Here is a 15,660-nt window from a genome sequence, read left to right on the forward strand (position 1 = left end):
GAAATTGGCACATTTAAACTAGTTGATTAATTAACCTTCTGGTATATATAATTATTGAAGGTTCTATATATATTGTAATAGAAACAAACAGATTTGGAAATGAGGGAGAATTAATGAAAGAATCACCTTTAGCAACATTCAGTCGATTGATGACTGGAAAAGTGAGTCGTTGGGTTGTTATTGCCGTATGGATTTTGGCAACTGCAGTTCTAACAATTGCTTGGCCTGCCGTTAATAAAACGGAAGTGAACAATGCACCAAACTTAAGTGAGAATTCACCTTCCGTAGAGGCTGAAAATCTTATAAAGAAAGAATTCCCTAACTCTTCAGGGGTTCCTGCCTTACTTACATGGCATAAAGAATCCGGTTTGAATACCGATGACTTAAAATCTATTCAGCAAGTGGCGGCAGATTTAGAAAAGAAACCATTAGAAAAACAAACGTCTACTCCGCCTTTGCACAAATTACCGTTAGCAGCTTTACAAAAAATGATTTCAAAGGACGGTACAACGCTTGTACAGCCCATTTTCTTTAAAGAAAACGTTGAAACAGATGTACTAGAAAAAAATCTAGACACGATTAAAAAACAAGTAAAAGAACAGGTTTCATATGATTCTTTTGCTACAGATATCGATGCAAAAGATAAGCTAAGCACGCGCGTTACCGGACCTGTAGGAATTCAAGTAGATGCAACCAGCTTATTTGAAGGAGCAGACGTTTCCTTACTAATCGCGACAGTTTTATTAGTCTTAATTTTACTTCTTGTCATTTATCGTTCCCCAATTTTAGCGATTATTCCTTTAATCGGTGTGGGTTTTGCCTATGGGGTTCTGAGTCCGATTCTCGGTATTTTGGCAGATAAAGAATGGATTACGGTTGACTCGCAGTCCATATCCATTATGACGGTCTTGTTATTTGGAGCAGGAACAGACTATTGTTTATTTTTAATTTCTCATTATCGTGATGAGCTTCGTAAAGTAAAAGATAAGAGACAAGCCCTTATCAATGCCTTTAAAGGTGCTTCAGGTGCTATAGCTATGAGTGGATTTACAGTTGTCATCTCTCTTCTGGCCTTGATTGTAGCAAAATACGGTGCTTACCACCGTTTTGCAATCCCTTTTAGCTTATCTATTCTAATTATGGGATTAGCAAGTTTAACACTTATTCCCGCCCTGCTTTCGGTTATGGGAAGAGGTTCTTTTTATCCTTTCGTCCCTCGTACTCCTGAAATGGAAGAAGAATTGGCGAAAAAGAAAGGAAAACCGGTGCGTGACCGAAAAGCGAAAAACCGTTTCGGGAATTGGATTGGTAATGTGGTTACGACGAAACCATGGACAATCATTGTAGCTTGTCTAGTCTTTTTTGGAGCTTTATCCATTTACTCTAGTCAAATCAAGTACACATATGATTTATTGTCTTCTTTCCCTGAAGATATGCCTTCTCGTGAAGGATTTACGATTATTTCTGATGCTTACTCTCCTGGTGAACTAGCACCAGCACAAGTAGTCATTGATACGGAAGGAAAATCGGTTGACCTTGAAAAAGCATTAAAGAAAAATGACCTTATTAGTACTGTTTCTGCACCTCAAAGTGGTACAAATAATGAGGATCTAAAAGTATATGACGTTACGTTTAATGTGAATCCATATAGTATAGAAGCAATGAAAGCTATTCCAGACTTGAGAGATGCAGCTGAAAAGGCGCTGTCACAGTCCGGAGTTTCTGCAGTCAAATCCAAAGTATGGATCGGCGGTCAAACAGCAACACAGTATGACACAATGACCACGAGTGATAAAGACGACAGTATCATTGTCCCATTAATTATTATTTTTATATCGCTCTTGCTATTAGCTTACTTGCGTTCCATTGTAGCCATGCTTTACTTGGTTGGAACGGTTATCTTATCCTACAGTGCAGCCTTAGGATTAGGCTGGCTTATTATTCACAATATCATGGGGGCAGATGCTATCCAAGGAGCGATCCCTTTATACGCATTTGTATTTTTAGTGGCGCTTGGTGAGGATTATAATATCTTTATGATCTCAAGCATCTGGCAGAAAAAGAAGCATATGCCATTAAAGCAAGCAATTAAAGAAGGCGTAAGCGAAACAAGCGGTGTTATTACATCAGCTGGAATCATCTTAGCTGCTACCTTCGCGGTTCTAGCAACACTGCCTATTCAAGTTCTGGTTCAGTTTGGAATTATCACGGCTTTAGGTGTTCTGTTAGATACATTTATTGTGCGGCCGTTCCTTGTACCTGCGATTACTACGGTTTTAGGAAGATTTGCTTTTTGGCCAGGTAAAGTTGAAATGGTACCAGAAAAAGAGCATTAAATATTAAAACCAAGAAAAAAGCAAAGAGAATATTCTCTTTGCTTTTTCAGCAAACCCAGGTCATAACATAGGGTGATACTTCTTACTATTATTAGTGAGAAATACAAAGGTAAGAAGAACAATTCCTCAGCAGAAACATGTGGCTTTCTACACTTCTTTTAATACCAAGTTCATTTAAATTGTTACCTTTACTTGCAATTCATAAAAGCAGCCCTTCAGGATAAAGTATTACTTCAGACACGTATACTACTGGAGGTCGTAATTTGTTAATCAGTGAGATTGTTCAAAAACTAAATAATGGTGCTACTTATGAAGATATTGCTTCTTCCATTAAAATTAGTGAAGATATATTGAGAAATGATTTAAAAAACTTCGGATTTCACTATGATAATAAAGAAAAAAAGGTGTTATTTACAGGCTATGAATCTGAATATGAGAATACCCTTCGTATTTGTTACACTGATATCAAGAAGCTTTCCACTTAACATTTTTGCGTTAAAATAATGAAGCTTTTGTTATGTAGGATCTCCCCCATCTTAAAAGCGTGGACTGCATTCAGTCCACGCTTTAACTATCTTCATTTCAGTTCTCTTTTTAATACTTTACCGAGCTGATTTTTAGGAAGTTGATCAATAAAATAAACTTCGGGAATTTTGTAGCTTGCTAGACGATCTCTACAATATTTTAAGATATCTTCTTTTGTTAAAGAAGAATGAGGATCTTTTACCACATACGCTCTAGGTTTTTCTCCATAAACTGGGTCTTCTACTCCTACTACAGCAGCTTCTATAACCGTATCTATTTGCTCAATTATTTCTTCTACCTGATCAGGATAGATATTATCACCGCCATATACGATAACATCTTTAAAGCGTCCCATAATATATAAAAAGCCGTCTTGATCTACCTTTCCAGCGTCCCCCATATAGAACCAGCCATCTCTAAGGACTTTGTCAGTCGCCTCTTGATTATGCCAATAGCCTTTAAAACAATAGGGGCTTTTTATGATAATTTCTCCAACTTCTCCTGTTTTCACTTCTTGTCCTGACTCGGGATCAATAATTTTCACTTCTACACCAGAAAGAGGCTTACCTGCTGATTCAATTTTTTCATTTCCCATATTTGGTGTCCATACACTGACTGTCCATGCTTCTGTACTTCCATAACCTTGTATCATGCTGATGTCTAATTTTTCATATTCCTTAATAAGATAAGCAGGAACTTTTGCCCCTCCAGCAATAGCAACCTTTAGTGAAGATTTCTTTGCCCCTTCATTTTTCACCGCTTCGAGCATTTGCATGTACATAGAGGGAAACGCTAACATCATAGTGATCTTATGAGTTTCAATCGTTTCCCAAATGATTTCCGGTGTAGGATCTGACAACAAAAATAATCCCATCCCGTTGGAAACAGATTTCAAAATATTATTAATAGAACTCATATGATAAAAAGGATGCGAGGCAAGAAAACGACCATCCTTTTCATAATCGATTCGTTGACTAGATGGTTGTATATAAGAATACACATGACCATGCTCAATCATACAGCCTTTTGCGTTGCCAGTTGTTCCGGAAGTAAAAAGAAGCATAGCTATGTCATCTTGAGAGACCTGTATATTGGGATTTAGTATAGAATACGCAGAAAAAATTTCATTATATTCTTCAACTGTCTGCACACTATTTTTTCTTCCTACTTGTAAAGTAATCACGTCATTTAATATTTCAGAATCAAAAGGAATAACCTCATGAAATTTTTGGTCGTAGAAAATAATTTTAGGTTGTGCACTATCTAAAATATCGATAATTTCATACTTCGTAAGCTGCCAGCTAATAGGAACCGCTACGGCTCCGATTCTTAATGCGGCTAGCAGAATCGTAGGAAACGGATGATTGTTTTGACAGAGAATTGCAATTCGATCCCCTTTTTTAATGTTATGGCTTAACAGGTAATGAGCGAGTTGATTGACACGTTCATTATATTCTTTAAATGTATGGTAAGATGTACTCCAAATTAAAGCCTCCTTTTCAGCAGATTGTGTAGCCCTTTGCTCTAATAGTTCTCCAAGTGTATACATAATAGCTCTCTCCTTTAATGATAATGACCAGTTTGAATCATATTTAAATGGTGCTTCATTCTAATTATTTTTAAATCTATAAACTACATTACCCATAATTAACGTTAACGCAAACGTTAATTATGGGCGTTTGAAAAATTCATATCTTTTTAGCATGTAAAAGATACATATTGGTTATTCAGAGCAGACTATTCAATATACTTTGAAGCTTATCTTGAGGAGTTCATAGCGCCTTATCTTGTACGATTCTTTTCTTTTTTAACTTTACACCAGCTATTATTAAGTATGTTCTCTTTCTATGCGTCGAGTTGATTGCTAGTTGCACTCTCCATGTGAATAACAAAAGTCTTAAGAGTTATATTAATAAAAACGCTAAGATAATATAGAGCTTCTCTTCTTGCTATAGGATCTATAAATGACCATGGAGGAAAATATGAATAAAGTCTTTTTCATTTTTATGATTATTGGTGTACCTCTTTCAATTATTGGCAGCATTTTTAATTGGAATTATATTTTAATGTTCTTTATTTATTGTGTGACATTAATTAGTTTGGCTAATTACATCAGACGTTCTACTGAAAGCCTTAGCGTTGTAGTAGGTCCAACAGCAGGGGGATTACTTAATGCTACGTTTGGCAACGCTGCAGAAATTATTATTTCGTTTTTTGCATTAAGTAAAGGACTAAATACAATCGTCATTTCCTCTATTACTGGAGCAGTTCTCGTTAATCTACTTTTTGCGAGCGGAATATCAATGATTGTTGGAGGAATTCGATTTAAAAAGCAAAAATTTAGTGTGTTTAAAACACGACATAATACCTCTCTCTTAATGTTTGCTATTATCGTAACTTTTGTATTGCCATTTATCTTTGCAAAACGCTTGGATGATAAAGATATGCAGGTTCTATCAACTTCTTTTGCTATTGTGATGCTGACCATTTACCTGCTTGCTCTTCTTTTTAAACTTGTCACGCATAAGGGGATTTTTACTGGGAACGCAGAAGAAAATGGAGAGGAACCAGAATGGGGAAAAAAGAAAGCAATCGTTGTGCTTGGACTGGCCACAATTGTACTAGCTTATATTAGTGAAAAACTTGTTGGCACCATTGAGCCAGTAGGTGCTGCCTTAGGCTGGAGTCACGTTTTTATTGGAATTATTGTTGTGGCCATAGTCGGAAGTGCTGCAGAGTACGTGTCAGCAATTGCAATGGCCTATAATAACAGAATGGACGTAATGGTGGAGATTTCCATTGGTTCAACCGTCCAAACGGCCATGTTTGTTGCTCCTATACTCGTTCTGTTTTCATACTTGTATGATTTCTTGCCTCTTGTATTTAATACAGCGGAAATGATTGCGATGATCCTTGCCGCTCTCATGACGGTGACCGTTGTGAACGACGGTGATTCCAACTGGTTCGAAGGTGTTTTACTTGTTGGTACCTACATTGCGATAGGCTTTAGTTTTTACCTTTTATAGAATCACTCTCGCAACAAAGCAGAAATTTTTAAACATAATCAAAGTCTTTCTACACCAATGATGCATAAACGAGCCCTTCATAAACAAGAGCTCGTTTTTCAAGTATGTTTTATCTATATATAAGTATTTAAAATATACTAAACTCTTCTATTTATTAAATTGTTTTTAACTTTTTCGTCCAAGATCCTTCCGTATTAATATTCTTTTACCTAGAAAATTCTCTATCTTTTCCTCTTCCCTTCCGTTTGCGGCTTTATTTTTATTTATAAAGTCTCCGCTACTTTTCGTTTTACACTTCTCTTGACCTGCTAATCACGAGCAAACAAAAGACACAACTAAACCTAAACAGCACCTACATATTTTGAAGCAAATGACATATTAATAGCTCAAGAGACAGTGTTTAATAATAAAAGTTAGAGGAGATGAGAGTGGGAATGAATAATTTTAATTCACAATCATTCACTAGTCATTCAAACCCGCAAGTATGGAATTTTGTTTCAGCTCCTAATTTACATCCCATGAAGGTTACCGTTAATGTTGATAAGCCTGGAACAGCTCCCGGCCTATTATTTGTTGCGCCCTATACGGTATATGAAGCAGCGATGATTGGGCAAACTGGGGCACTAATTATGGATCAGACGGGTAATCCAGTGTGGTTTAGACCGCTTGCTAGTAGGTATATCCAAAACACAGACTTTCGAGTACAAATGTACCATGAAAACCCTGTTCTTACGATGTGGCAAGGAACAATTTCAGGAACTCAAACTGCAAACCCTAACCTTCCAGTGGGTGAACCTGAGCCTGGTGCTCATTTTCAAATTATCAATCAGCATTATGAGGTCATTAAAAAGTTATTTGCTAAAAAAGGGTTTACCTCTGATTTGCACGAGTTTACAATCACCAAACGGAATACGGCTTTGTTCACAGGGGTAAAACAAGTACCTGCAGATTTATCTAAGTATGGAGGGCCATTACACGGGTATTTTAGTAATTACTCTATTCAAGAAATAGACATTGAGACGGGAGAGCTTCTCTTCTTTTGGGATGTACTTAAACATATTAATCCAGCTGATTCGATGGTACCTGCTTCATCCGCCACAAGCTCTAATAATATATGGGATTGTTACCACGTAAATTCAGTCGAAGAAGGTCCAAACAACACACTTTTAGTGAGCATGCGTAGTATGTGGGCTATTTATAACATTGACAAAGATACGGGAAAGGTAATTTGGCAACTTGGTGGAAAGCAAAGTGATTTTAAGCTTGAGCCGAACGCTACATTTTCTTGGCAGCATGATGCACGATACAGGTCCGAAAACAGGATAAGCTTGTTTGACAATGCCTGCTGTGCTTCTCCTGATTCTCCACCTCAAGAGCAAGCGCGTGGTTTAATTCTTCACTTAGATTATAAACACAAGATCGCCAGTATAGATCGAACGTATTATCATGACCCAGCTTTATATGTTCCAAGTCAAGGAAATGCGCAAAAGCTTTCTAATGGAAATCAACTCATTGGGTGGGGGCAAGAACCGTACCTTTCGGAATTTAGGAACGCTGGCAATACAAGGAGAAACCATTCATTTAACTTGTTATATGATATGCAGTATCCAAATCAGAATCTTTCGTATCGAGCGTTTAAAAATAAGTGGGTAGGTCTACCACTTTATCCGCCTAGCATAACTGTAGACTTATTGCATGACGGTGAAGCTACAGTTTACGCATCATGGAATGGTTCAACAGAAACGGTCGCTTGGCAGGTACTGGCAGGCCCAACACCTTTTAAATTAGCAGTAGTGGTATTTAGTACCCCTTGTACTGGATTCGAAACAGATATTCATGCTCAGGCAGTTGGCCCCTATTTTCAAGTAAAAGCATTAGACTCCTGCGGGAACGTCATTGGTACATCATCGACTACTTACGTAAAAATAAGACGAAATAGACGAAAGTGAGCATTAATAATCCTCTATTAGATTTTTAAAAATATTCTTATACTGGATTCTCCCTACTTAGCAAGCCTAAGGTGGGGGAATTTTTAATTCTTGAAGAATATATTTAAAACATATTATAAATTGTATTCATAATTAGTACCAGAATCCCCTTTTTCAAATAATAAGCTTATGATGAAAAAGGCAATAAAATTTAAAATTCAGCGTTCTTAAGCATTTTTTTAAGGTTAGATAAGATAATTCACTAGGTAACTTTTGATTTATAGTTTCATAATAATTAAATGGACTTCCTCATAAAATCAATTCAAACTTTCCCTTTAAATATGTATCAATATCATTAATTTACATAAAAAAATTCACTATCTGCATCCCTTTAAAACTATACCTCTAGAGGCGTATATTGCAAAACTATCCTCATCTAATTGAATATAGCAAAAAATGTTAAGAACAACGATTTGTTTGCTGTTATAGTGAACGTAAGGTAGGTGAATGTAAATGAATTATGTAACTTGTATACAAAGAACGCTAAATTACATTGAGGAGAATTTGGAGACACAAATTACTTTAGAAAAGTTAGCAGAAATTGCTTGCTTTTCTCCTTTTCATTATCACCGTGTCTTCCAAGCCATGGTTGGAGAATCGGTGATGGATTATGTGAGGAAACGAAGACTTACACGCGCAGCAGAACGCTTATTTTTTACAGATGAAAAAGTCATTGATATCGCACTTGATGTTGGTTTCCAATATCAAGAATCATTTAACAGAGCGTTCAAAAACTTTTATGATGTTTCACCGAAGCAATACCGTAACGCAAGGAGAATATCTGGACCGCTGCGGGGAAAAGCCTACCTAACTACCACACTTTTGTCAGGAGGAAATAAGATGGAACCAAAACTAGTCACTAAATCTGCTTTTTATGTCATTGGATATGAGCTAAAAACGAAGAACGAGGGTGGCCAGAATAACAAAGACATTCCTGAATTTTGGCAACAGTACATGCAAAATGGATTAGGCTCTAAAATCCCCAATCCCTTAAAAGAAAACACGGAGCTTGGTATTTGCACTGATTTTAATCCTGAAACGGGTGAGTTTGTTTATGTAATTGGCATGGAAGTAAAGGAAGGCACTTCAGCGCCTGAAGGAACAGTTTACAGAAGTTTCCCTGAACTAGACTATGCCGTATTTACTACACCAAAATCAAATGAAGAATCTTTTACTTCTTCCATTCAGTCCACATGGAATTATGTTTTTACAGAATGGTTCCCTGAATCGGGTTATGAGCACTACGGATCAATGGAATTTGAACTGTATGATAAAAGATGTTATGGTTCAGAAAATAAAGAGATTGATATCTACATTCCTGTAAAAAAACAGACTGTTAAAGCATAAAAGAGAACTCCCATTTGTTTAAGAGAAAAGTAGCGTAGAAATTCATTTATAATACTGAAGATATTCCTATACAAAAGCCCAATCTCTAAGCAATTAAACTTAAGAGAGGGCTTTTTATTCTTTTGCATTGGAAATTTTGAAATCAATCAATGTGAATATTCACTTCATTTTTAATTATCATAATGTACGATATCGGCCATAAAAACATCAGATATCCAGAGAAGTGTGAGATGCTTTTCTCTCCAATTCCTTAACTCTTAAAACAATACCTTCTGATCTGTCACTGGATATAAAGTAATACTAGCTAACCCGCTTTGATTTTCATCTAAAAACTCTAAAGAATCCTCAGCTTTACTTTGACGTTCAACTAATGCGGCAAAACAGAAAACAAAGTTAGATGCATTTCCTATCATTTTATTTTATGTATTTTCCTCACGTACATATTTTTTACATTTTATAGGAATGATAACGTTACTCGTTGTATAACAAATATTCACTCATATAAAAGGTGGTAAAACGTGCGACAAAGATATCTTTTGAAAAGCTCTAATTCTAATAAGGAAAAGACAACAGATTGTTCAGCAACTCCCTTATATGATGATGTAAATAAAAATATAGAGAGACTATTAAACGAATTAGGAAATAGTTCTGATGTATCGTTTCGAATGGTTGAGTCTCCCTATCAAAAAACGTTAAAAGCAGCCGTTATTCACCTTGACGGATTAGCAGATGAAAACATTATAAATGAGAATATCATGACGCCTCTTATTCAGTGGCTTAAAGAAAGTAATCAAGTAGTAACCGTCAAAGAGATAGAAGAACAAATACCCCAGATATTAACTGTATCTCAATTGACTATAAAAGAGAATTGGCATGAATTTATGTCAGCCGTTTTAACCGGTGATACGGTCATCCTACTGAATGGGAGTTCTAAAATTTTCATTGGCAATACAAAAAAACTTCAGTCCCGCGCAGTAACAGAACCAACCAGTCAAACTGTTGTTAGAGGACCCAAAGATAGTTTCACAGAGAATTTAAGGACTAATACCTCCTTGATACGAGCTAGAATTCAGGATTCTAATTTACGCTTAGAAAGCATGAAAATTGGAAGCGTAACCCAAACAGATATAGGAATCATGTATATTCAAGGGAATGCAGATAAACGTATTGTAGAGGAAATCAAAGAACGTTTAAAAGAGATTAAGGTAGATGGGGTCCTTGAGTCGAACTATATTGAGGAATTTATCCGGGATGATAGTACCACTATTTTCCCACTTTTATTAAATACGGAACGACCTGATGCCGTCGTAGGAAATTTATTAGAAGGTCGAATTGCTATTATTGTACAAGGAACACCCTTTGTATTAATTGCGCCTGCTATTTTTTCTCAATTTTTTCAGTCTCCCGAAGATTATTATCAAAATTATTATATTGCTTCCTTTTTAAGGATACTAAGATTTGGTTCTTTTTTTCTTTCTATGTATGCATCTGCTATCTATTTAGCATTGATTACGCATCATCAGGGACTTATTCCGAACACATTAATGGTCAGCTTAATGGCGCAAAGAGAAAGAGTTCCTTTTCCAGCAATTGTAGAAATGGTAGTGATGGAACTAGCTTTTGAGATGTTGCGAGAAGCCGGAATCCGAATGCCTAGAGCAATCGGACCAGCAGTCTCCATTGTAGGAGCACTGATTTTAGGACAAGCAGCTGTAGAAGCAGGTTTTGTATCAGCGGCTGTTGTAATTATTGTTGCTATTTCTGCCATCAGCAATTTTACACTGCCATCTACTAGCATTGTCAATGCGGCCCGTGGTTTTCGGTTTATCTTGATTCTAATTTCAGCATTTATTGGCTTATATGGAATTTTGCTTATGACCTTATGTATATGGCTTCATATAAGTAGTCTAAGATCTTTTGGTATTCCCTACTTTTCACCTTTTGCTCCCTTTGATTTTAAAGAGCAAAAGGATACTTTAGTTCGATTCTCTTTACCATCTCTGTTGAAAAAACATCAAAATAAATAGACGTCGTATAAAGATGAATGAGGATAGAAAATGAAAACTTATCTTTCGCTTTTATGGATCGCTGCCATTTGTTTATGCGTTTCAGGATGTTCGAATTACCGAGAATTAAACCAAATAGGAGTTATTATAGGATTGGGAATTGATGAGAACGAAAACTTGGAACAACCTTATAAAGTAACCTATCAGATCATTAATCCAAGTGGTTTATCACAGGGCAGTTCGACAGGAGGACAGGGTCTTCCTGTCATTAACTACACAGTAACTGCCAAAACACTAGTAGAGGCATTAAAAAAAGCCTCCATCGTCATTCCAAGAGAACATATTACTTCACATCTTTCGCTTATCATTATAGGTGAAAAATTAGCAAGAAATGACCTTAGCTTATTATTTGATGCTTTGGATCGAGGCAAACAAGCTCGTACAAGTATTCCAGTTTTTATTGCACGTGATGGGACTGCTGAGAAATTGCTCGGTGTGATTGAACCTTTTGAGGTTACTCCAGTCAAAAGTATCCTAAGTACCAGCCAGAACAATCAAAAAATGTACGGAATAGTTAGTAATGTACAAGCATATGAAGTTATTTCTATGCTTTTAAGTGAGGGAAAAGATCTATCTCTTCCTGGAATCAGCATTAACAAGCCCTCTCAGAAGGCAGAAGAAGCAGGCAATTTAGAGAATACCAGCCCAAGTGCTATGCAGGTAAAAGGATTAGCCATGTTTAGAAAAGGAAAATTAGTTCGATGGCTAGATGGCGATGAGGCTCGATCTGTCCAGCTTGTTACTTCTGAAGTAAAGAGTACAGCCCTCGTTTTCCCTTGCAGTATAAATGAGAATATCACAGTTACAGCGACCGGAATAAAAAGCCAAATGAAAACAGCAATCCGCCATAGGCAACCTTTCATTCATACAGATTTGAACGTCATGGGAGAAATTACGGAAACAACATGCCAAAAAGATTTAAGCAACCCTAAGGTATTAAAAGAATTGGAAAAAGAAGTACAAAAGGAATTGCAAAAGGAAATCACAAAAACTATTCGCATCGCACAAAAAGAAAAGACAGATATATTTGGCTTTGGTGATAGCTTGTCTCGAACCAACCCTAGTTACTGGCGTCAGCATAAACAGAATTGGGAGAATCTATTTTCAAGCGCTAAAATATCGATGAATGTGAACGTCAGTATTGTAAATACCGGAATGCGGACAAATCCTTATGAGGTAAATTAGATGAGGAGCTGAAAAAGCATTGACTAAAATAAAAATCGATGGGTTTCAATTATTTTGTATGATGTTTATCTTTATATTAGGCAGTACGTTGCTTTTAGATATCGGAAAGGCTGCTAGGCAAGATGCATGGATAGTCCCCCTGCTGGCTACTTTTTTTGGATGTGTACTGTATTTAATCTATATCTCCTTATATAAGAGATACCCTAATATGCCTTTGACTGGCTACCTCATTAAAATCTGGGGTAAATACGTAGGCGGTGCTATCAGCTTTTGTTATATTATATATTTTGTTTATATTGCTTCCAGAGTATTGCGTGATTTTGAAGAATTACTAATTAGCTCTTCTTACTATGTTACATCGATTATTACGCTGGGCATATGCATGACCTTTGTGTTAATTTATAGTGTTCACTTAGGAATAGAAGCATTCGCACGAGTTACATGCTTATGTTTTGTTGTTATTTTACTGACTCTTTTTATATTAAATGTTTTGTATGTAGTAGGAGGCTACATCAAGGTGGAGAATCTTCAACCCGTATTAGCGAATGGATGGGGAAACATAGGAAAAGAGTTAGTCCCCCTTGGCATTACTGTACCTTTCGGGGAATTGATTACCTTTACTATGATTCTTCCTTATTTAAATAAAAAAAGTCAGGCCGCAACAATTGGGTTATCCGCCATCATAATAGGAGGAATGGTCTTAACCATTAATTCAATTATTCTTTTGTGTGTACTCGGACCAGAGACTGTTTTAAGATCCTCTTTCCCGGCTCTTACAGCTGTGAGTTACATTAACATAGCTAGTTTTATTCAAAGACTGGATACCTTTATTCTCATTCTCATGGTCATTTTAGGTTTTGTTAAAATAACCATTTATTTCTTTTGTGCAGTGATTGGCGCGGCTGATTTGTTTCGAATGAAACCTTCTGTTACAAACATTTATTTAATTGGCGGTGTTATTTTTTTCTCCTCACTGATGATTGCTCCTAGTTATCAAGCTCATATAAATGAAGGACTCAAAATTGTTCCTTATTTATTGCACCTCCCTTTTCATATAGCAATTCCCATCCTATTGCTGATTACAGCATATATAAAACAAAAAATAAAGCCTACCCTTTTATGACAAGGGAGGCTATTGTTTTTTTAAAACAGGAAAAATGCTAACAGCAAGGAATAGTAAAGCAAATAAAATAACCAAAAAATAATCTTCCCCACGAGCAATTACAAAATATTGTTTTAGGTTATAAAACGATTGAAACATATAGCTTCCCTGAAAAACGTCGATGAATACAATAAGAACATAAGCCCCGAGCAAAATGCATAAGGATGGAATTATTTTAGCCATTATATCAGCCTCGCCTTTTTCTTTTAAAGTGCGGTAAATAATATAAAAATATACAAGGCGTCCATGAGATTTAATAATATTTATTAAATGATGAAAAATAATTGATTTTCTGCAAAGCAATCTGTTATAAAAATTTAACGCCACAAGAATTGCGGACATTGATCTCCAAAGAGCTTTTTTCATTCTAATGCACGGTTCTATTTTTATAGACTCTTAAGAAATAGTACAAGCCAAGCAGAAGTAATCCTACATTTGTATAAAAATAAAAGATAAATCCATACAAAAAGTTCTTTTGAGCCAATGAATCAAAAACATAATGCAAAGAGTGGTATAGCGCTACATAGATTAAACAAAGATTCCAGAAAATATTTTCTTCTCTAGAGTAAACCTCTCTTAGCAATAAAAGGATAATCCACCAAAGCACAAGTATGGATAATGTACTGAGTAAGTTAATTGGATAAGTCTTATAGTAAAAGAAATACGCGCTGCTATAAAATAAAAGCATCGATAGTAACAACATGAATAGTGGCTTTCTAGAGTATTTATTGGTGATAAAAAAGTACAAGCCAACTAAAATGGCAATAAAAAAATAAATGTAATTCAACAAATTTCCCATCTCAAACCTCAAAATTTTTATAATTTAATACTATGATATTTAAGTTTCTAATAAAATCTTTTATGTATTGGGTGAAAAACACTGCACCTTATGCTACCTTGCCTTTTTTATGTGTATAATACTCAAAGATAGCAATCCCAAAGGAAACTCCAAAAGCGGTTGAAAATGCTGTTAAAAGATCAAAATTAGAAGTAAACAGAATATTAATCATTAAGTTTCCTCCAAAGAAGATTAAAAAATATACAAAGAATTTCAAAATAACTTTTTTCAAGAACTACCCTACTTTCATAGATTTCGTTTAAATTGACTGTTGATTCAACACAGATTTTAAAAATCAAGAAATTATAAATATAACCAATATATGATTATATTACCATATATTTTTACTGACCATAAAAAAGAACCTCTTTAAAATAGAGGTTCTTTTTTTATAACAGACAAGATATTTAGTTACGGTAATAAATAACAAGAATTAAAATTTCATTCGCAAGTTTTAATAAAGACAATCCTCTAATCCTCTTACTATCTATAGCTTCTCTACCAATTCATCAACACGGACACAAGTGAATCCTTTTGTTTGCACTGTTTTTAATACATCTTTTAACGCATTAATTGTGTTTCTTGGAGCGTCGGATTCAGCCCCGAGCGTATCTCCGCAGTCGTGCAGCAAAATGACGTCCCCGCCTTTTATGTTTGCCAGGCGTTTTTTGATCTTTTCACTTCCGCCAGCGGTGCGCCAATCTTCCGCCATGATTGACCATAGAATAATCTTATATTTACCTCTTCTCATAAAATCGAAAAGGTTGAGCATTCCCCAAGGCGGGCGATAATAAATAGGTGTGACTCCAGCGATAGATTTAATCACCTTGGCTGTATTCTTAAGTCCATTTCTAACTTTCCAAGGCGACATAAACCAGTTGGAGTGATGTACGTAGTTATGAATTCCGATTAAGTGGCCTTCATTATGCATGCGCTGAATCAGTTCAGGGTACTTTTCTGCTTTAGTACCGACCACAAAAAAGGTTGCCTTCACCTCATTTTTCTTCAATAAATCAAGAAGTATCGGCGTATAAATAGGGTTCGGACCATCATCAAACGTAAAAGCAATTTTAGATAAATCCCTTCCTCTTTTAACTACGTTCACTCCTAGACCACGTGATAAGAAATACGGAATAACGGTGTATAATAAAATAAAAAAAATAATAGCAGAAATCATGAACTCCATA

Annotated in this window: 12 protein-coding genes; 8 read left to right on the plus strand and 4 right to left on the minus strand. The window is 35.7% G+C overall.

Annotation, left to right across the window (positions count from 1 at the left end):
- Window positions 1-113: 113 nt before the first annotated feature.
- Both AC0KUU_RS11625 and AC0KUU_RS11630 read left to right on the plus strand, forming a co-directional pair.
- A complete protein-coding gene (locus AC0KUU_RS11625; RefSeq protein ID WP_043980771.1) occupies window positions 114-2,336 on the plus strand; it encodes an MMPL family transporter in 2,223 nt (740 codons plus the stop codon).
- A gap of 263 nt (window positions 2,337-2,599) precedes the next feature.
- Window positions 2,600-2,821, plus strand: coding sequence for a hypothetical protein (locus tag AC0KUU_RS11630; protein ID WP_043980769.1), 222 nt, complete (start codon window positions 2,600-2,602; stop codon window positions 2,819-2,821).
- Window positions 2,822-2,913: 92 nt separating this feature from the next.
- Here the strand turns inward: AC0KUU_RS11630 and AC0KUU_RS11635 are convergent, their stop codons facing one another.
- The gene (locus AC0KUU_RS11635) at window positions 2,914-4,410 is read right to left on the minus strand and encodes a class I adenylate-forming enzyme family protein (protein WP_043980767.1); all 1,497 of its coding nucleotides are present in this window, start codon (window positions 4,408-4,410) and stop codon (window positions 2,914-2,916) included.
- 433 nt (window positions 4,411-4,843) lie between these two features.
- On the opposite strand from AC0KUU_RS11635, the gene cax reads away from it, so the two are divergent.
- The 6 genes from cax (at window position 4,844) to AC0KUU_RS11665 (ending at window position 13,596) form a co-directional block, all read left to right on the plus strand.
- A complete protein-coding gene (cax, locus tag AC0KUU_RS11640) occupies window positions 4,844-5,887 on the plus strand; it encodes a calcium/proton exchanger (protein ID WP_043980765.1) in 1,044 nt (347 codons plus the stop codon).
- A gap of 434 nt (window positions 5,888-6,321) precedes the next feature.
- On the plus strand, window positions 6,322-7,836 hold the full coding sequence (locus AC0KUU_RS11645) for an arylsulfotransferase family protein (protein ID WP_043980787.1): 1,515 nt from the start codon (window positions 6,322-6,324) through the stop codon (window positions 7,834-7,836).
- A 492-nt stretch (window positions 7,837-8,328) separates the two neighbouring features.
- Entirely contained in the window at window positions 8,329-9,222 is an 894-nt protein-coding gene (locus AC0KUU_RS11650) for an AraC family transcriptional regulator (protein ID WP_043980763.1), read from the plus strand.
- Between the two features lie 518 nt (window positions 9,223-9,740).
- On the plus strand, window positions 9,741-11,249 hold the full coding sequence (locus AC0KUU_RS11655; RefSeq protein ID WP_043980761.1) for a spore germination protein: 1,509 nt from the start codon (window positions 9,741-9,743) through the stop codon (window positions 11,247-11,249).
- 30 nt (window positions 11,250-11,279) lie between these two features.
- Window positions 11,280-12,473, plus strand: a complete 1,194-nt coding sequence (locus AC0KUU_RS11660) for a Ger(x)C family spore germination protein (RefSeq protein ID WP_080781648.1) — start codon at window positions 11,280-11,282, stop codon at window positions 12,471-12,473.
- A 19-nt stretch (window positions 12,474-12,492) separates the two neighbouring features.
- On the plus strand, window positions 12,493-13,596 hold the full coding sequence (locus tag AC0KUU_RS11665; protein WP_043980756.1) for a GerAB/ArcD/ProY family transporter: 1,104 nt from the start codon (window positions 12,493-12,495) through the stop codon (window positions 13,594-13,596).
- A gap of 9 nt (window positions 13,597-13,605) precedes the next feature.
- Here the strand turns inward: AC0KUU_RS11665 and AC0KUU_RS11670 are convergent, their stop codons facing one another.
- The 3 genes from AC0KUU_RS11670 to AC0KUU_RS11680 all read right to left on the minus strand — a co-directional run bounded on the left by AC0KUU_RS11670 (window position 13,606) and on the right by AC0KUU_RS11680 (window position 15,659).
- A complete protein-coding gene (locus AC0KUU_RS11670) occupies window positions 13,606-14,001 on the minus strand; it encodes a YczF family membrane protein (protein WP_377560003.1) in 396 nt (131 codons plus the stop codon).
- Between the two features lie 521 nt (window positions 14,002-14,522).
- Window positions 14,523-14,645: a hypothetical protein gene (locus AC0KUU_RS11675; RefSeq protein ID WP_255255999.1), complete on the minus strand. Its 123-nt coding sequence runs from the start codon at window positions 14,643-14,645 to the stop codon at window positions 14,523-14,525.
- A 315-nt stretch (window positions 14,646-14,960) separates the two neighbouring features.
- Complete coding sequence (locus AC0KUU_RS11680; RefSeq protein ID WP_043980752.1) at window positions 14,961-15,659, minus strand: polysaccharide deacetylase family protein; 699 nt, start codon at window positions 15,657-15,659, stop codon at window positions 14,961-14,963.
- Between the last annotated feature and the right edge of the window lies 1 nt (window position 15,660).

The sequence above is a fragment of the Priestia sp. ST2 genome (assembly GCF_055810735.1).